We start from the raw sequence: 19,194 nt of genomic DNA on the forward strand, positions 1-19,194 counted from the left end.
TGAATAGGAAAAAACCGGCACCCGCAGGTGCGGATGCCGGAGACTGCCGTTAACGTCGGGCGTAAGCGGCGGCGTTACCACCCGCCAGAATACCAAAGATGATGATATCCGCGACAGCGTTACCGCCGATACGGTTCGCACCGTGGATGCCGCCAACCACTTCACCACACGCCCAGGCACCGTTGATTACCTGTTTCTGGCTGTTCAGCACTGCTGTTGTGGTGTCGATAGTTACGCCACCCATAGTGTGGTGAACACCCGGAGCAACACGAATCGCGTAGAACGGCGCTTCACTCAGCGGATGACGCAGCGCGGTCTGACGACCAAAGTCTTCATCCTTCTGCATAATGACGAAGTTGTTGTAACGGGCCAGCGTTGCTTCCAGGGTGTGATGCTCACTCATGTTGAGTTTCACCGCCAGTTCCGCCACGGTTGGCGCGCTGATGACAAAGCCTTTGGCGATGTATTCATCAGCCGCTTTGTTTTTCATACGCACCTGCTCATCAAACACAATCCAGGCACTCTTTTCTGGCAGCGCGATAATCTGAGCGGAAACTTTGTCGCGGGTTTCCATTTCGTTGTAGAAACGCTCGCCCGCCTGGCTGACCAGGATGGCGCCGCCGCCGCGAATGGATTCGGAGACAAGATAAGAGGTGGTCTGCTCAACCGTTGGGTGAATCTGGATTTCGCCCATATCCACGGTGCCGGCACCAATTTTTTCCAGCATCGCAATACCGCTGCCGGTGGCGCCTTTATGATTGGTCGTCACGAAGCCATCAAGTTCAGGACGGTATTTCACCACCAGCTCACGGTTCGCACTGAATCCACCGGTCGCCACAATCACGCTTTTGGCGTTCAGAATACGGCTGTCGTTGTACTCATCAACCACTTTCACTCCCGCGACTGCCCCATTCTCATAGAGGATCTCGGCGACGGAGGTTTCCAGCAGGACTTCAATGTTGCGGCTGTTGATATTTTTTACCAGGCCGCTAATCAGGAACCCACCCACCGCTGAGCGGTCAGCCGGACGGTGCGTACGGTCGATGCTCATCCCGCCGGTAATAGTGATGTCGTTAAGCTCAATGCCTTTATCCGCCAGCCACTCAATTGCTTCAGGTGCCAGGTCAACAAACTCACGCAACAGCACCGGATTGTTTTTGAACTGACCGCCTTTCAGCGTCTCTTCATAGAACAACTCTTTGCTGTCTTCAATGCCTTTGAGTTTCTGGAAGCGGGTTTCAGCGGCGTTCATGCCTACTGACGCTTTAATTGTGTTGCCGCCAATGGTCGGCATCTTCTCGATGATCACCACGCGTGCGCCTTCATCGTGCGCCTGAATCGCCGCCGCCAGACCGGCACCGCCGCTACCCACAATCACCACATCATAATTCTGTGGTGCGTTAGGGTTACCGCCTTCCTCGATCACGTGTTCCTTACTGGAGGTGGTCATCGCGCGTGAAACCGCTTTTTTAAGCGCCTCACTCTGAGTGGTTGCACCGGTAATCGCATCAACGTGTGGGCTGTTCGCCACCAGAATGCGGCTACGCAGGCTTTCAAAGGTGGTGGTGAAGTCCACATCCAGCGTGTCATCCGGCACCAGCGAGATGTCGGTGATACGGTCGGTATCCAGCGTGACGTTGATTTTCAGCTTCAGCGCTTCGGCTTCAACTTTTTCCTGATAGACGCCCGCTTTGTATTTACGGCCTGATTCGCTGGTGTCGCGGATCATCGCATCGACCAGCGAGAAGCGCCACAGCGGTTCAGGGATCTGCAGCTCTTCGCGTTTGTTGCTGTCGATGTAGAGCTTAAGGTGTTCATTGTTGATGATGCGATCGGTCCAGTTCGGATAGGCGATACAGGCTTTACCAATCGCGACCAGATCGTAACCCTTCTCCAGCGCCAGCTCCGCATCCGCTTTGTTCACCACGCCGCCGACACCGATTACCGGCACTTTTGCCAGCTCAGGTGAGCGCATCGCGACGAATTTCTCAATCAGCGGCGTCGGGTCCTGAGTATCGACAATCGACGGACGCAGCAGCTGGCCGACAGAGAAGTGAACGTAATCGAGTCCACGCGCGGCCAGTTTTTCCAGCAGATAAAGCGTGTCATCAAAACGGATGCCGGGGACTTCGATCTCTTCCGGCGAGAAGCGATAGCCGATAATGAACGAGTTATGAGCGAAGCGCTCCGCCATCTTATGGGTGATTTCCAGCACTTCCAGCGGGAAACGCGCGCGGTTATCGCGGCTGCCGCCCCACTTGTCATCGCGCTGGTTAGAGTTGGGTGAATAGAACTGCTGAATCAGGTAAGTGTTGGCACCATGAATTTCGACACCGTCGAAACCGGCCTTGATGGCGCGGTTTACTGCGTCACCAAATTTGGTGATCATGGTATCGACCTCTTCAGCGCTCAGCGCGAGAGGCTGCGTTGCCCCTTCACGAGGCGCCGCGATGGCGCTGGGCGCAACCGGTGTTTTTCCGCCAATCAGTTCTGGCTCAACCATACGGCCGCCGTGATAGATCTGCAGAATGGCGGTTGAGCCTTCAGATTTAATTGCGTCCGCAATACGTTTGAGTCCGGGAATTTTATTGTCGCTGTCGATAGCAATGGCACCCGGAAATGCCGGGCCACGGTTATCAATAAAACAGCACTCTACAATCACCGTACCGATGCTGCCCGCGCGGGCGCGATAGTACTCGACCAGCTCGCTGGTGACCGTGCCGTCGTAAAAACCGGTACAGGTGGTCATCGGAGCCATGACCAGCCGGTTTTTTAAAACAGCGCCATTGGGCAGGGTAAGTGGATTAAGAATGGGAGTGAGAGATTTCATTGCGATAAACTCCAAAATTTATAAAGTCTGGAAATTTTTAGCGGACGCAAATTATCGCTTAATTAAGTGGTCCGATGTCATAACGTTAATATACTCTTTTCTTTGCTTTCTTAAGCGATAACTTTACTTTTATAACTTTTAAACGATTTTTATTTTTTATTTGCCGGGAGAGTAAAACGAAGTTATATTAATTGTTAACTATCAGTTACCAAAAATCAACCATTCATTTACACAACAAATAAGTCAATTAAAATCATAGCTTTATGGAAAAAACGTTTGCTTTACAGAGTCATTTTGTTGTTGATCAGCTTCACAGAGTCGTCAAATCCCTGACGCAGTAAAAATAAATTAATAATAAATGTTAAAAAACGGGAATAATGAATTAATTTCTTTGATCTGGATCAAAATTCTTATTTCTGGAAATCGCATTATATTTACATGGATTTAAAAGCGCTGCTCATTATCACAGCAGCAGATTAAAAAAATCAGTGCATCGCGGTTTATTCACACTATTAAGAATATAAAAGAAAGTCATCAGTGAAGGTCCGGGGCGCAAATCGCATTCTTATTAACTTGCAGATAAAACACTATGAAAACACTCTCAGCTGTTACTGAACCCCCAAAAGCCGATCCTGTGGCGGCGGGTAAAAAGAAAGCTATCATGCTGGCGCTGCCGGTAATCGTTGCCGTACTGCTGTTGCTTGTTCCCACCCCAGCCGGACTCGAACCCTACGCCTGGCACTTTTTCGCCATTTTCGTGGGCGTGATTGTCGGGTTGATTTTTGAGCCCCTGCCAGGTGCCGTGATCGGTCTGACTGGCGTGGTGGTCATCGCGCTATTCAGCCAGTTTCTGCTCTTCAGCCCGGCTGAACTGGCTAATCCGAAATTTAAAGTCGCCAGTGAGTCCTTTAAGTGGGCGGTCAGCGGTTTTGGCAACTCTACAGTCTGGCTCATCTTCGGTGCCTTTATGTTCGCCGCAGGTTATGACAAAACGCAGTTCGGGCGTCGCCTTGCGCTGATTCTGGTGAAATATCTGGGTCGCCGGAGCCTGACGCTGGGTTATGCCATCACCTTTGCTGACCTGTTACTGGCACCCTTTACCCCGTCAAACACCGCGCGCAGTGGCGGCACGATTTACCCGATTATTGCTAACCTGCCGCCGCTGTATGGTTCTAAGCCTAATGACCCGAGCGCCCGTAAAATCGGCTCTTACCTGATGTGGGTCGCGATTACCGCAGCCTGTATCACCAGCTCAATGTTCCTCTCTGCACTGGCTCCTAACCTGCTGGCGCTGGCGCTGGTGAAAAGCATCATCGGTTTTGATATTTCATGGGGCATGTGGTTCCTGGCCTTCCTGCCACTGGGCTTGCTGCTGATTCTGACCATGCCGCTACTGGCTTACTGGTTCTACCCACCTGAAGTCAAAATCAACGATGAAGTGCCAAAATGGGCTATTGCTGAACTGGAAAAACTGGGCCGACTGACGCGCAACGAAATCCTGCTGCTGGTGTTTGTGGTCTGTGCCCTGCTGATGTGGATTTTCGCCACTTCGTGGATTGAGCCCGCGATGGCGGCGTTACTGGTTGTCGTGCTGATGCTGTGGACCGGCGTCCTGAACTGGAACGACATCACCAGTAATAAACCGGCCTGGAACACCTTTGCCTGGTTCGCAACCCTGGTCGCGCTGGCAGATGGCCTGGCCCGTGTCGGATTCATCACCTGGTTAGGTAAAGAGGGTGGCATGCTACTGCAGGGTTATGACCCGCAGGTTTCAGCCGTGGTGCTGTTAATCGCCTTCTTCCTGCTGCACTACCTCTTTGCCAGCACCACCGCGCACACTACCGCGCTGTTACCGGCCATGCTGACCATCGCAGCGTCAATCCCAGGCATCAATATGCCCGTATTCTGCCTGATGCTGTGTACCTCTTTGGGTGTGATGGGCATCATCACGCCATACGGCACTGGCCCAAGTCCGATTTACTACGGTAGCGGCTATCTGCCTACCAAAGATTACTGGCGTCTGGGTACTATCTTCGGTGCCATCTTCTTAGGTTCGATGATGCTGATTGCTTATCCGTGGATGGTGTGGATGTTCTGACGGATACAACATGCAGATCAACGCGTTATAAGATACCATTCCAGCACTTCCTCACCGCACCCACGGTGAGGAAGCATAATAAACGATTAATTCGCCTATGATGTTGTGCCCCGCAGCCTGCACGCGGAGGTTCAGCCGGTCATTAAGTGAGAAAAAATGTCGAACAAACCTTTTGTCTATCAGAACCCTTTTCCGCTGTCCCACGAAGATACTGAATACTATTTGCTGAGTCGCGAGCATGTCTCCGTCGCCGAGTTTGAGGGTCAGGAGATCCTGAAAGTTGACCCGCAGGCACTGACGCTGCTGAGTCAGCAGGCCTTCCACGACGCTTCTTTCATGCTGCGTCCGGCCCACCAGCAGCAGGTTGCCTCCATCCTTTATGACCCGGATGCCAGCGACAATGACAAATATGTGGCTCTGCAGTTTTTAAGAAACTCTGAAATTGCTGCCAAAGGCGTGCTGCCTACCTGTCAGGATACCGGCACCGCGATCATCATGGGCAAAAAGGGCCAGCGCGTCTGGACCGGCGGTGGCGATGAAGCCGCGCTGTCACTGGGTATCTACAACACTTATATTGAAGATAACCTGCGCTATTCCCAGAATGCCGCGCTGGATATGTATAAAGAGGTGAATACCGGCACTAACCTTCCTGCGCAGATCGACCTCTACAGCGTTGATGGCGATGAGTACAAGTTCCTCTGTATCGCTAAAGGCGGCGGCTCCGCCAACAAAACTTATCTCTATCAGGAAACCAAAGCGCTGCTGAGCCCAGGCAAACTGAAAAATTACCTGGTGGACAAAATGCGTACCCTCGGCACCGCTGCCTGCCCGCCATACCATATCGCGTTTGTTATCGGCGGCACCTCGGCAGAGAGCACGCTGAAAACCGTGAAGCTCGCCTCAACGCACTACTACGATGGCTTACCGACCGAAGGCAACGAGCATGGTCAGGCATTTCGTGATGTGCAGCTCGAGCAGGAACTGCTGAAAGCAGCGCAGGACCTTGGCCTTGGTGCGCAGTTTGGTGGCAAGTACTTCGCGCACGACATCCGCGTGGTGCGTCTGCCGCGTCACGGCGCGTCCTGCCCGATCGGCATGGGCGTTTCCTGCTCGGCTGACCGCAATATCAAAGCGAAGATTAACCGCGAAGGTATCTGGATTGAGAAGCTGGAATCAAATCCAGGCCGTCTGATTCCGGAAGCGCTGCGTCAGCAGGGCGAAGGTGAAGTGTTGCAGGTGAATCTTAACCGTCCAATGGAAGAGATTCTGGCCCAGCTCTCCGCGTATCCGGTTTCTACCCGCCTCTCACTGACCGGCACCATTATCGTGGCGCGTGATATCGCACATGCCAAACTCAAAGAGCGCATCGATAATGGCGAAGGATTGCCGCAGTACATCAAAGATCACCCGGTCTATTACGCCGGTCCGGCTAAAACGCCTGAAGGTTACGCGTCCGGTTCACTCGGACCGACGACAGCCGGACGCATGGATTCCTATGTGGACTTGCTGCAAGCCCACGGCGGCAGCAAAATCATGCTGGCAAAAGGTAACCGCAGTCAGCAGGTGACGGATGCCTGCCATAAACATGGCGGCTTTTACCTGGGCAGCATCGGTGGTCCGGCCGCGGTGCTGGCGCAGCAGAGCATCAAGAGTCTGGAATGCGTGGAGTATCCTGAGCTGGGAATGGAAGCGATCTGGAAAATCGAGGTGGAGAATTTCCCTGCCTTTATCCTGGTCGATGATAAAGGTAATGACTTCTTCCAGCACATTGAGCGTGCGCACTGCGCTAAATGCGTGAAGTAATACCTGCGTCAGCTAAGCAAAAAGCCCCCTGATTCGGGGCTTTTTTGTTGATTAAAGTAAGGGCTATTGGCTGTCAGAGAGTCTGCGCAGGGAGCACGGTCAGAGGAGGAAAGCATCCCTTACCAGGGACGGTGCGGACCGAGGGTGTCATGGATGACGGCTTTTGCGTCTTTCCAAACTGACCGCGTTCCCTGAGCAGGCTCGATCCAGCAACAACCCTACCTTTCTATACCCGCTGCAACCGCTGCAACGCCACATCAATCTGCACATCACCCTGGGTGAGTTCGATTATCTGATATTTAATCGCCGGATTCTCAATCAACCCGACCAGCGTCGCCGCCACATCTTCACGCGGGATTTCCCCATACGGAATAGCGAGATCAGCATGCACCCGCCCTGTCCCGGCTTCATCGGTCAGCGTTCCCGGCCGCAGGATCACCCACTCCAGCTTGCTCGCCACCAGCACGGCATCCGCCAGACGTTTCACCCGCATGTAATTCTCAAAACCCTCTGATGGCGTTTTACCACGGCCTGCATCCGGAAACGCCGAGACCAGCAGGAAGCGCGAGACACCCGCCTGCTCTGCTGCGGCTACCGCCAGCTTCAACCCTTCACCGTCAATAGCATTGGTCAACTCGATCCCGGCACCGCCGGCACCCGCGGTGAAAACAACCACTTCGTGACCCGTCATTAAACCGGACAGTGCCGTCACGCTGAGTTGCTGAATATCACCCGCAACAGGCTTCGCGCCTGCGGCCTGAAGAGTTTCAGCCTGTTCCGGTTTACGGTGCAGCGCCGTGACCGCATGGTTTCTGCTGCTCAGTTGACGCGTCAGCTTTTGGCCAACCTTGCCCGCCGCCCCGATAATGAAACATGTTGTCATCGATCTGCTCCTCCATTCACTGATTCAGTGCCTGAGTATAGTCTCTGCCAGAAACGAAACAGGCGCCTGATGCGGCGCCTGCTGGGTTAGTCCGGAATCACTTTTTCCGCTTTCAGCTTATCAAACAGCTGAGTAAAAGAGTCGAGCGTGCTGCGATAGCCGGTAAAGCCCGCTTTGCGGCTCTTACTCATATCAGTAAAAGCTTCCATCGGACGGCCCAGGTCTGCATCGGTGTGCCACCATGAAGCCAGCTTAGTCACATCTGCCTCACGCAACTGATTCTGCTCTGCAATCGCCTGCCATGCACTGGCGGCTTCCTGCATACGATTTTCCAGCGGCATCATCTGCGCCGGGTACTCCGCAGCTTCAATACCGAAATAGTCTGCCAGTTTTGGCCACATCCAGTTCCAGCGGAAGACGTCGCCGTTTACGGCATTGAAATCCTCATTTGCGCCATTTGGTGAAGTGGCAGCCCAGTGCAGCTGCTCAGCCAGCAGGCCCGCATCGGTCATATCCACAATACCGCTCCACTGCTCAGGCGAGCCTGGGAAGATAAAGGGCCAGCCCTTCTCTTTGCACAACGTCGCGTAAACCGCCAGCGTCTGCCCCATATTCATCGCGTTACCTACGGCATGACCGATGATGGTATGCGGACGGTGAACGCTCCAGCGATAGTCATACTTCTCAGCGCCCGCGAACACTTCATCTTCCTGCGCGTAATAGAAGTTATCGACTGGCTGACGACCCTGCTCTTCGCGGAACGGCGTCACCGGCACCGCCCCTTTGCCGTAAGCTTCAAACGGGCCCAGGTAATGCTTCAGTCCGGTGACCAGTGCCACATGTGAACCCTTGAGGCGATCGCCGAGTGCTTCAATCACATTGCGCACCATGCCGCCATTAACACGGATGTTCTCTTTCTCATTTTCCTGACGCGCCCAGACGCTGAAGAAAAGCGCATCCGGTTTTACCTCTTTCAGTGCGTCACGAACGGCGTCAGCGTCGGTCAGATCGGCTGTCAGACTGGCTGCGCCTTCAGGAACCGCACCGCGTCCGCGTGAAAGACCGGTGACCTGCCAGCCTTCTGTTTGTAATTTCTCTGCCAGTGCGCGACCAATGACACCGCTGATGCCAACAATCAAAGCGTGCTTTTTCATTTGATTTCTCCTCGTTTTGCGTAATTCTAAGCCTAATAGAGAATTCAGTTCTTATCTCTGGCATTTATTCATAGCATTCTTAACCTGAGTTCATCAATCAATGCACGATCATCGCCTCAAAGATATTCTGCCGTTTGTTGCCAGCGTCGAGTGCGGCAGCTTTACCGCCGCGGCTGAGCGGCTGCATGTGACCGGTTCGGCAGTCAGTAAAAGCGTCAGCCGCCTGGAGACGCGACTGGGCTCGCGGCTGCTGGAACGCACCACGCGAAGCCTGCACCTCACCGACGCGGGCAGCGCCTATTATCAGACCTGCCTGCGCATCCTGGAGGATCTGGCCGAAGCCGAGGCAGTGCTGGCGGCGCAGCGCATCATTCCGTCCGGTCGTCTGCGTCTGGCGGTGCCCACGACCTATGGCCGTCTCAACGTCATGCCGCTCTTGATGCCATTTTGCCAGCAGCACCCGGAACTGGCGCTGAGCCTGAGTTTGTCCGATCGCTTTGTGGACCTGTTTGAGGAAGGCGTGGATGTGGCAGTACGGATCGGCGGTGCGCCTGACCTCCCTGCGTCCCTGGGATGGCGCAATATGGGCCGCGAGCAGATGCAGTTCTGTGCCTCTCCTGCTTATCTGGACCGTGAAGGTCGTCCGGAGAATGAGGCGGCGCTGCTGAATCATCCCGCCATCCTTTATGAGCGCGTGGATGGCTCGACCAAACCCTGGCTGTTCACCACTGAAGATGGTCAGCCACACTGGCGCGAGGTGCCGTTCAGGCTGGCAGTGGGCGACGTTGATGCGCAACTGCAGGCGGTCATCGCCGGACTGGGTGTGGCCCAGATGCCTTCATGGCTGATTCAGCGCGCCGTAGCAGCCGGCGAACTGGAGATTATCCTGCCGCAGTTACAACCTGACGGGCTGACGCTAAGCGTGGTATGGCCACGGCGTAAACAGTTTCTGCCAAAAGTAGACGCGCTGTTATCCGCATTAAATGCACTCACCATCCGCTAACCTCAACATTCCCCTTTCTTCTGGTCAGGATATTTCATCCTGACCCTGATTCGTCACACTCTGCTTTCCCGAAATTATTCCCATTTCGCCCTGACAAAAACATCGCTTTTTTATTAACGTGAATATTAACCCTCTTTAATCTAACGATTTTTATTACGCCCTGATGGAATCCAATCAAAATAAAAAAGGCGAAAGGGTTGAGCTCACATAATGAAAACTAAGTTTCAAATATAATTTAACCCGAAATAAAAATATCAGTAGGGTGATGGCTTCTTCATGTTCTGACGTTTTGTCTTTGCCGTAATGACCAGGAGTATTCATGGAAAAAGAACTTTATATTTCGTCGAACCCGGCCTCCGGTCCCAATAGCGCCACCCGCACCGAGCCTTTTGTGAAGATTATTGCGTTGGTTGCCACTTTAGGTGGGTTGCTATTTGGTTATGACACCGGTGTGGTCTCGGGTGCGCTGCTATTTATGCGTGGCGATCTGCATCTCACACCGTTTACAACGGGACTGGTGACCAGCTCCCTGCTGTTTGGCGCGGCCTTCGGCGCACTGGCGGCCGGCCATCTGGCAGATGGCCTGGGCAGACGACGCATTATCATCGCACTGGCGCTGATTTTTGCTCTGGGTGCGGTGGGATCAGCCCTGGCACCGGACGTCACCTGGATGATCGCCTCGCGTCTGTTCCTGGGCTTTGCCGTGGGCGGCGCGGCAGCCACCGTGCCGGTCTACATCGCGGAAATCGCACCCGCTAACAAACGCGGCCAGCTGGTTACCCTGCAGGAGCTGATGATTGTCAGCGGTCAGTTGCTGGCCTACATCTCAAACGCCACGTTTAACGACATCTGGGGCGGTGAAAACACCTGGCGCTGGATGCTCGCGCTATCGATTGTTCCCGCCGTTCTGCTCTGGATCGGCATGATATTTATGCCAGAAACCCCACGCTGGCACGTGATGAAAGGCCGCAGTCAGGCCGCCCGTGAGGTGCTGGAAAAGACCCGCGCCGCTGAAGATGTTGAGTGGGAACTGGAGGAGATTGAGGAAACCATCGAAGAGAACCGCCAGCGTGGCAAAGGCCGCCTGCGCGATCTTGCGACGCCCTGGCTGATGAAAATTTTCCTGCTGGGCGTGGGCATCGCCGCCATTCAGCAGCTGACCGGCGTCAATACCATCATGTATTACGCGCCGACCATGCTGACCGCTGCCGGACTGAGCAATGATGCGGCGCTGTTTGCCACCATCGCCAATGGCGTGATTTCGGTGGTGATGACGCTGGTCGGTATCTGGTTAATCGGCAAAGTGGGCCGTCGCCCTCTGGTGTTAATTGGACAGATGGGCTGCACCTGCTGCCTTTTCTTTATCGGGCTGGTCTGCTGGCTGATGCCGGAATACCTCAATGGCACCGTCAATCTGCTGCGGGCGTATCTGGTGCTGGCGGGCATGCTGATGTTTCTGTGCTTTCAGCAGGGCGCGTTGTCACCGGTGACCTGGTTACTGCTGTCAGAAATCTTCCCCGCCAGGATGCGCGGCATCTGTATGGGCGGCGCGGTCTTCTCACTGTGGATCGCTAATTTTGCCATCTCTATGGCCTTCCCGCTGTTATTAGCCGCATTTGGTCTGGCTGGTGCCTTCTTCATATTCGCGGCCATCGGCATCGGCGGTTCTGTTTTTGTTGTGAAGTTTATTCCCGAGACCCGGGGAAGAAGTCTTGAGCAGGTTGAGCACTATTTCTATGCGCTTTATAACGGCAAAAAATAGTGCCTGCTGCGCAGTAAAAAAATAACGGCCCGCGTCATGACGCTGACGACCCGATTGCTATTAACACCGACACCCTACGTTCAAGGAAATTGTTATGAGCCTGAATATTCCCAACGCGCGCTTTTGCATCAACCGTAAAATAGCGCCCAGCCTCACCCTTCCGCAATTTTTTAACCTCGTCAGCCAACTGGGTATTCATAATGTCGAGCTGCGTAATGATATGCCCAGCGGACGCGTTACCGACGATCTCAGCGGTGACGACGTCAGGGCCCTGGCGCGTGAGTCAGGTATTCGTATTGTCACCATCAATGCGCTCTATCCGTTTAACCAGCTGAATGAAGAGGTACTACAGCGCGCCCGTCAGTTATTAAGCGATGCACAGGCAGTTGGCGCGGAATCGCTGGTGCTCTGTCCGCTCAATGACGGTACGCCCATCAGCGCAGCCGATACCGTCGCTGCACTGAAAACCCTGGCACCGCTGTTCGCCGACGCAGGTATTCAGGGACTGGTAGAACCGCTGGGCTTTCCTCAGAGCTCACTACGTTCGGCAACTCAGGCGCAGACACTGATTCATGAAGCAGGCGTGCCGTTCAGATTACTGATCGATACCTTCCATCATCATCTGTTTGAGGATGCGGAAAAGACCTTTGAACAGGAAATCGATATCGGTCAGATCGGGCTGGTTCACCTCTCCGGCGTCACTGACCCGCGCCCGGTCAGCCAGCTCACCGACGAAGAGCGCATCATGCTCAGCGCGGACGACCGCCTGCACAGTAAGCAACAGGTTGAGCGGCTGGAGAAGATGGGCTACAGCGGCCTTTACGCTTTTGAACCTTTCTCGTCGGTAATGAACAGCTGGCAGGAAGCGGACATCACCCGCGAAATACGCGACAGCATTCGTTTGTTAAATCACTCAGCTTAAGGGAATCATCATGACAATTAACATTGGTGTTATCGGCACCGGCGCAATCGGCCGCGAACATATCCGTCGTTGCAGCACAGTGTTACAGAATGCGCGCGTGGTGGCGCTCAACGACATCAACCGCGACAACTGCCAGCAGATTGTGAATGAGCTGACGCCGGAAGCACGCATTTATGACAATGCGTTGGATCTCATTAACGATCCGCTGGTGAATGCGGTGCTGGTCACCTCCTGGGGTCCGACACATGAAGCCTTTGTGCTGGCCTGTATCGAAGCGGGCAAAGCGGTGTTCTGCGAAAAACCGCTGGCGGTCACCGCTCAGGGCTGTATGAATATTGTTGAAGCGGAGATTCAGGCGGGACGGCAGCTGGTGCAGGTCGGCTTTATGCGCCCTTATGATAGCGGCTACCGTGCGCTAAAAGCGGTCATCGACAGCGGTGAGATTGGTGAACCGCTGATGCTGCATTGCGCACACCGTAATCCGGAAGTGGGTGACAGTTACACCACCGACATGGCAATCACCGATACGCTTATCCACGAACTCGATGTGCTGCGCTGGCTGCTGAATGATGACTACGCCAGCGTACAGGTGATCTTCCCACGCAAAACCCGCAAGGCATCGTCACATCTGCGCGATCCACAAATCGTGCTGCTGGAGACAGCCAAAGGCGCGCGTATTGATGTCGAAATCTTTGTGAACTGTGAATATGGCTACGACATTCAGTGTGAAGTGGTGGGTGAACGCGGCGTTGCCCGCCTGCCGGAGCCCGTTTCTGTGCAGACACGCAGCGCGGCAAAACTCTCGACTACCATTTTGACCGACTGGAAAAAACGCTTTATCGATGCCTATGACGTGGAGCTACAGGCGTTTATCAACAACGTCATCAGCGGTGAGATGACGGGTCCCTCGGCGTGGGATGGTTACGCGGCGGCAGTCGCGGCCGATGCCTGTGTCGCGGCACAAACCTCTGGCGAGATTGTGCCGGTTAAGATGTCGGTTAAACCGGCGTTTTATCGCTGATAAAAACAACGCATGGCGGAGTCCGCCGTGCGTTCATCTTTTCCCATAGTCAGCGGCGCGTCACGCGCGGGAAAACCCGCCGACAAACAGGCGTTGGCTGCTGGTTTATCATGGTGCAGTGATCACAATGGCCACGCGGCGGTTTTGCGCACGCCCTTGCGCGCTATTGTTGCTGGTAACCGGAGCACTCATCCCCAATCCACGTGTAACAATATTTCCACGGGGTATCGACGCACCTTCCGCCCACTGTGCCGCTACAGCATTCGCTCTTTTCAACGACAGCTGCTGGTTATAATCGGGTTTGCCATAATTGTCAGTGTGTCCATCGATGCGCACATGCTCAATACCGGTCGATGCCAGGTTTTTCGCCATCCCCTGAATATTACTTTTGCTTGAGGGAGTCAGTTCTGATTCGTTAACACCAAACAGGATTTTATCGGATAATCCCAACCCCCAGCCTTCACTATTTCGGGTAAATCCAGCACTTTTCATCGCGGCGATTTGTGCCTCACTAAAATGCTCTTTAGACTGACAACCCACCAAAGCCAGTGTCAGGAGCATCAGGGAAATATTCTTTTTCATATTCACGTCTCGTTCAGGCCTTCATTAAACTTTATTTTTTCGCTTATTCTTATACATATTCATATCAGCACGTTCGAGGATCGATTCAACCGTATCACCCTGTTGTGACCACGCATATCCGATGGTCATTGAGGTTTTTATCGGCATACCTTCTGCAATACTGATTTCTTCGCTGATCGCAGCATGAATGTTCTGCATGAGTTGCTGCAATTGCTCATCACGGGTCCGGCTGCTCACCAGCATGGCAAATTCATCTCCGCCTAATCGGGCAACCAGATCCTGTTCAGATGCCTGTGATAAAAGGCGCGTTCCTATCGCTTTCAATACCTCATCCCCGGCGGCATGTCCCCAGTTATCATTAATGCTCTTAAAACGATCGCCATCGAGGAATAACAGCGCAAAGCGCTCATTGGCAGATTGCAGAGCGAGGAGTTGTGTCAGCCGGGCGGAAAATGCAGTGCGGTTGGCAAGGCCGGTCAGCGGGTCTTCCAGCGCTTTAGCGGCCAGCGAGCGATTATCACGCATAAGCGAAGCCTTCAGCGATTGCATTTCCTTAAGCAGTGAATTCAGATCGTCTGAAAAGAGCTGAAACTCTTTAATTGGGCCACCCTGAATTCGCAGTGAAAAATCACCAGAATGAATCACATAGTGAATTGAGCTGGTAATGGTGCGCAGTGTTGCAACCATACCCCGATGCAGAAATTCACTCAGCAGAAGCGAGATAACCAGCACACAAAGCATGCCGCTGCTAAGAATCATAAATGAGTAACGAAGGAAGTTTAACGCGCCGGTCACCGTGCCTTCCAGCGTCAACGTCCCGACGACAGCATCAGCATGAATGATATTGACGTTAAGCGGTTTGATATAAATCCACTCGCGCAGTAAGCGTGAATACCAACCCGACGGTTCCTGTTGTGCATTCCAATGAACCAGAACAATGTGATCACGGGTAACCAGCTTCGCGGAAGCGAACATGCCTTCATTGCCAAGCCGTTCGATTTTATTACGTGCGTCGTAGCTGTCGGCAAAAACGGTAGCCGCAGTTAGCGTAGTACTTAGCGTCGAACCGATTAATTCGAGATTTCGTTTCTCATATTTTTTAATAAACAGCAGCGACGTTGATGAGAGCAATAACCAGCACAGCAGGAGTATCACTGCAGCGTTGATGGTGCTTATCTTCCGCAGTTTATTGCGGATGGACGATTTATCATGTCTTAATTTATCAAATTTCATCTTATTCGCCTCCCTCGCGGGAGAGCAAAAGCACATCAGGACTCACCCTGACACCGCTTCTGGCAAGGGAATCGAGGTTAACGGAAAAATGCGTATGATTAGGCTGAAAAATCATGCAAAACGCGGCACCTACCGTACACTCCGCATTATTCTCCGCGAGGCTAAGAACGGCCCTTCCTGTAAAATGCTGCAGAGAGTCAACCTGCTGCTGGGGCGTCTGATCGCCGAAATAAACAGCATCGCATCGGTGCATACTGAAGTCGTTAACAGAAGCAAGATACACAACAGTAAATGTCGCGGTTGAAGACGCAGTATTTTCCGGTAAAGAGAGATGTCGCGCTGAAGATAAAACACATAATTCTGGTCGTTTCACACCCGGCCAGTGGGTGAAACTGATAATACCACTGACAATGCGATTAGCTTTGCCATCCTGTATTTCGGCCCAGGCTAAATGAGGAATGACGATGAGCAGAAGAAACGTCAGGACGATTGTGCAGATGTGTCGTAGCAGAAGCAGTACAGCGACATCGTGATGGGTTTGATATTTATCTATCATACTGCGTTCCAGTAATACTACACACGGCAGGAAACCTGAATAAACGTCGAAATGTTAGCACAGCAGCAGTTACAAATGTTAACAAACTTCAATCACTACAATTTATAGCGGCCCTGATATTTATCTCAGCTTACACGCTCATTTGCGATTTTATCATCAGATTAAGCAAACCATCAGAAAAAGCGCAGCGTGACCTGCACGATTAAGCTTTTCCTTTGCCTCGTCTCTTCGTATCTGGCGTAAATATCGCGCATGTAATCAGTCAAAATAGGGTTTTAAAATGTCTTCTGTCCAGTGCATAAAAGCCCTGATACGCCGCGACAGATTGCGGCGGTGCGCGACCACAAATACGCGCTAAGCGGCTCGGGACGCAGATCGGGAAGCACTTCAACCAGTTCACCACAGCACACTCCCGCTCTGCTTTACTCTTCCAGAACTCTTCCAGACCTTGTCAGGCGCCTTTAACCTGCGTCGGTTTCCTGTGCGGGTTTTACATCAGAACAGCCTTATGCCTGGGCAATTTTCAACAATCGATGAATAATCGCCCGCTATTCTCAGACATAGCCCATCATTTTTAACAGCGCCTGCACCTGATTCATTGCCTCGCTGCGATGAGAGACGCCCAGTTTTTGGTAGAGATTACGGATATGCGTTTTGATGGTGGTGGATGCCACCGCCAGTTCCCCGGCGATTTGATCGTTGCTGTATCCTGAATAGATCAGGCCCAGCACCTGCCACTCACGCTGCGTCAGTGGACTGGTGCGGATCAGTTCCGGCACGTCAGGATGGTTGAGCAACCGGCTGACAAAACCTTCATCGAAATGGGCAAACTTATGTCGATGATATTTATTAATTTCAAGCAGGATGCGGCGGGCGCGGTGACTGTCCAGCTCATTCAGAGTATTTAGCTGAATCAGCTGCCGCAGTTGTTGCGCCATCATCTCGCCTTCAATGACAAAATGGCTGATAAATCCGGTGCTGCGTGCCAGTTTCAGCGCCTCAATCAGCACACGCTGCGCCTCCGCTTTGCGGTCAGTCTGCCAGTAGATCTGATTCAGCAGCAGCAGATTACGGTTTAAATCGCTCATCAGGCGCAGGGCACGGGCGTTCTCATTCAGTTCCTCCAGCACCACTTCTGCCTGGCTGACATCACCCAGCAGGATCTGTGCACGGGCAATGTTACGCCACTGTCCCTGCAGGAAATGGTTGTTAGCGAAAGCGGGTTTGGGTGTCTGCCGCATCCAGTCGCGTGCGTTCTGGCTGTCGCCGGTCATCTGCCAGTAGATCACCCGAACCTTATCGGCATTGGCGATCCAGTCACTGTGCCAGTTGCCGTTGTTCAGCAGGTTTTCCAGACGGTTCAGGTAGCTGCGGGCGTTATCAATGTTGCCGCGCGCCAGTGAGCACTGTACCAGCAGTCCCAGACACTGAATCTGCTGTTGCGGCTGGTAACCGTTCAGCACGTTGATCCCTTCGCGCGCCGCCTGCTCTGCCTCTTCCAGTCGGCCCCAGGCCCATAACAGCTGAGCGCGAATGCGCAGCAGAAACTCATGCAGCGGGAACTGCGCCAGATGCTGCTCTTCCACCAGCACAAAGGCGCGGCTCTGGATCTCATAGGCGGCCTGCAAAAAGCCCTGAGCAAACAGAATCTCGCTCTGTTGAATCATGCTCCAGAGCGCGTAGTGCCAAACCTCATCGCGACGCGCCATCTGTTCGGTCTGACGCATCAGCTTGAGTGAATCATCTAACTCACCTTTGCAGTGCATCACTTCGCCATGTACTGAGGTCGCCACAATACGGCTGTAGTGACGGCTGGCTGGCAGGGTGTCGAGCGCCACTTTCGCCAGCCGCTCCGCTTCGTCGGTGTTGCCATCGTTGATCGCCACCTGGGCGCGCAACGCATTAAATTCACCGCGCAGAGCGGCATCAATCTCGCAGCGGCTGGCCTGTTCAAAACGTGCCAGCAGACTATCGACTTCAGAAAAGCGATGCTGGGTCTGCATCAGCCACGCCTGCAGCAGCACCAGCATAGGATTCTCCAGCATCATCTCCCACGGCAGCGCTTTCAGGGAGTTCTCCAGTAACGGTAGTTCGCTCTGATTAAACAGCGTCCAGGCGTGCTTCAGCAGCACATCCCGCAGCATGCTCGCGTCACCGGAGGCGAGCGCGTGGTGAATCGCCTCGCCAGGGAACCCCTGCGCCATCCAGCTTTCAGCCGCAGCCCGATGCAGCGCAGGCAGCTCTGCGGCCAGCTCCCACTGACAGCGCTGACGCAGAAAGTTCCCAAACAGCGGATGGTAGCTGAACCAGCAGCCGGAATCGTCCATGCGCTGCAGAAATAACCCCTGACGTTCAATCTCCTCCAGCCGCATCTGGCCGTTATCTTCGTGGGTTACGCAGGCTATCAGCTCATCGTTCATTGAACGCAGCAGCGCAGTTTTGAGTAAGAAATGGCGGGTGGAGAGATCGACATTATCCAGCACCTCTTCCACCAGATAGTCAGAGAGATGGCTGGCATTAATACCTGAAAGCCGCCGGGCTGAATGCTGCGCAGAGCTGGCACCCTGTCGTGCCGACAGCACGATCAGTTGCAGTGCCGTCGCCCAGCCTGCGACATCATCACAAAGGCGGCTGCTCTCGTCGCTTTCCAGCGGCGCCGTCAGACGGCAGTCAAAGAACTGGCGCGCTTCCTGATGTGTAAATGCGAGCTGCTGGCTGCCCAGTTCAATCAGTTGCTCACGCACCCGCAGGTTAGCGATACCCAGCTGCGGCAGGTTACGCGACATCAGAATCAGCGTCAGATTCTCCGGCTGATGACGCAGGAAAAAGCGCATCGCGTCATGAATGACCGGATTGGTGATGAGATGGTAGTCATCAACGATCAGCCACAACGGCTGCTGCCACTCCACCAGTTCGATAAAAAGCTGAGAAAACAGTGCATTGAGATTCACATATTGCCGCTTCTGCGCCAGCAGCTCAGTGCGGGGACAGCCGCCATGTGTGGCCTGTTGCAGTGCAGCTATCAGGTAATCGACAAAGCGTTCCGCCTGATTGTCGCCCTCGTCCAGAGATACCCAGCCCAGATCGCGCTTTCCCGCCGCCCACTGCGATACCAGTGTGGTTTTGCCGTAACCTGCCGGACTGGTGACCAGTACCAGCCGATAGTTACCGGCAGCGGTGAGCTTTTGCAGCAATCTTTCACGGATGACGGTGCCTTCAAGACGGACCGGGCGGCTGAGTTTGGCGGGTATTAACATGGGCGCGCGTTTCTCCATTCGTCGAGCGCATCATTATTTTACGCTTCGTAATTATTCCTTACACAGGTTCAGCATTTCGTCTGATGAATG

At 53.6% G+C, this 19,194-nt stretch carries 13 protein-coding genes and 1 pseudogene; 6 read left to right on the top strand and 8 right to left on the bottom strand.

The annotated features are described in order from the left end of the window. Window positions 1-49 precede the first annotated feature (49 nt). Window positions 50-2,830 carry a flavocytochrome c gene (locus AC6I77_RS20730; RefSeq protein ID WP_497817293.1) on the bottom strand — a complete coding sequence of 927 codons (2,781 nt, stop codon included), beginning with the start codon at window positions 2,828-2,830 and terminating at the stop codon, window positions 50-52. Window positions 2,831-3,419: 589 nt separating this feature from the next. On the opposite strand from AC6I77_RS20730, the gene AC6I77_RS20735 reads away from it, so the two are divergent. Together AC6I77_RS20735 and fumA are read left to right on the top strand one after the other, a co-directional pair. Beyond that, on the top strand, window positions 3,420-4,928 hold the full coding sequence (locus tag AC6I77_RS20735; protein WP_003851475.1) for a DASS family sodium-coupled anion symporter: 1,509 nt from the start codon (window positions 3,420-3,422) through the stop codon (window positions 4,926-4,928). A 156-nt stretch (window positions 4,929-5,084) separates the two neighbouring features. Then, entirely contained in the window at window positions 5,085-6,731 is a 1,647-nt protein-coding gene (gene fumA, locus AC6I77_RS20740; protein ID WP_497817294.1) for a class I fumarate hydratase FumA, read from the top strand. A 226-nt stretch (window positions 6,732-6,957) separates the two neighbouring features. Here the strand turns inward: fumA and AC6I77_RS20745 are convergent, their stop codons facing one another. Next, window positions 6,958-7,614, bottom strand: coding sequence for an SDR family oxidoreductase (locus tag AC6I77_RS20745; RefSeq protein ID WP_192378033.1), 657 nt, complete (start codon window positions 7,612-7,614; stop codon window positions 6,958-6,960). An 86-nt stretch (window positions 7,615-7,700) separates the two neighbouring features. After that, entirely contained in the window at window positions 7,701-8,768 is a 1,068-nt protein-coding gene (locus AC6I77_RS20750; RefSeq protein WP_140033859.1) for an SDR family oxidoreductase, read from the bottom strand. Between the two features lie 100 nt (window positions 8,769-8,868). Between AC6I77_RS20750 and AC6I77_RS20755 the strand changes: the two genes are divergently transcribed. From AC6I77_RS20755 to iolG, 4 genes are all read left to right on the top strand, one after another. Continuing rightward, window positions 8,869-9,771, top strand: coding sequence for a LysR family transcriptional regulator (locus tag AC6I77_RS20755; protein WP_008924712.1), 903 nt, complete (start codon window positions 8,869-8,871; stop codon window positions 9,769-9,771). A 319-nt stretch (window positions 9,772-10,090) separates the two neighbouring features. Further along, window positions 10,091-11,533, top strand: a complete 1,443-nt coding sequence (locus AC6I77_RS20760) for a sugar porter family MFS transporter (RefSeq protein ID WP_039661397.1) — start codon at window positions 10,091-10,093, stop codon at window positions 11,531-11,533. A gap of 94 nt (window positions 11,534-11,627) precedes the next feature. Continuing rightward, a complete protein-coding gene (locus AC6I77_RS20765; RefSeq protein WP_008924714.1) occupies window positions 11,628-12,455 on the top strand; it encodes a TIM barrel protein in 828 nt (275 codons plus the stop codon). A gap of 10 nt (window positions 12,456-12,465) precedes the next feature. After that, on the top strand, window positions 12,466-13,476 hold the full coding sequence (gene iolG / locus AC6I77_RS20770; protein WP_003851488.1) for a bifunctional inositol 2-dehydrogenase/D-chiro-inositol 1-dehydrogenase: 1,011 nt from the start codon (window positions 12,466-12,468) through the stop codon (window positions 13,474-13,476). A gap of 108 nt (window positions 13,477-13,584) precedes the next feature. On the opposite strand, the gene yfiB is transcribed toward iolG, so the two are convergent. From yfiB to malT, 5 genes and pseudogenes are all read right to left on the bottom strand, one after another. Next, window positions 13,585-14,058, bottom strand: a complete 474-nt coding sequence (gene yfiB, locus AC6I77_RS20775) for an outer membrane lipoprotein YfiB (RefSeq protein WP_008924716.1) — start codon at window positions 14,056-14,058, stop codon at window positions 13,585-13,587. A gap of 24 nt (window positions 14,059-14,082) precedes the next feature. Beyond that, entirely contained in the window at window positions 14,083-15,291 is a 1,209-nt protein-coding gene (gene dgcN / locus AC6I77_RS20780) for a diguanylate cyclase DgcN/YfiN (protein ID WP_497817295.1), read from the bottom strand. Between the two features lies 1 nt (window position 15,292). After that, a complete protein-coding gene (gene yfiR, locus AC6I77_RS20785; protein WP_140915928.1) occupies window positions 15,293-15,847 on the bottom strand; it encodes a regulatory sequestration protein YfiR in 555 nt (184 codons plus the stop codon). Window positions 15,848-16,105: 258 nt separating this feature from the next. Next, window positions 16,106-16,248 (bottom strand): annotated as a pseudogene (locus AC6I77_RS20790) (transcriptional regulator); the annotation flags it as partial. A 153-nt stretch (window positions 16,249-16,401) separates the two neighbouring features. Continuing rightward, window positions 16,402-19,104 (bottom strand): HTH-type transcriptional regulator MalT, encoded by a 2,703-nt coding sequence (gene malT / locus AC6I77_RS20795; RefSeq protein WP_497817296.1) that lies wholly within the window; start codon window positions 19,102-19,104, stop codon window positions 16,402-16,404. Window positions 19,105-19,194: the final 90 nt, after the last annotated feature.

This window comes from Pantoea sp. X-Soil-ISGK-259, assembly GCF_059730705.1.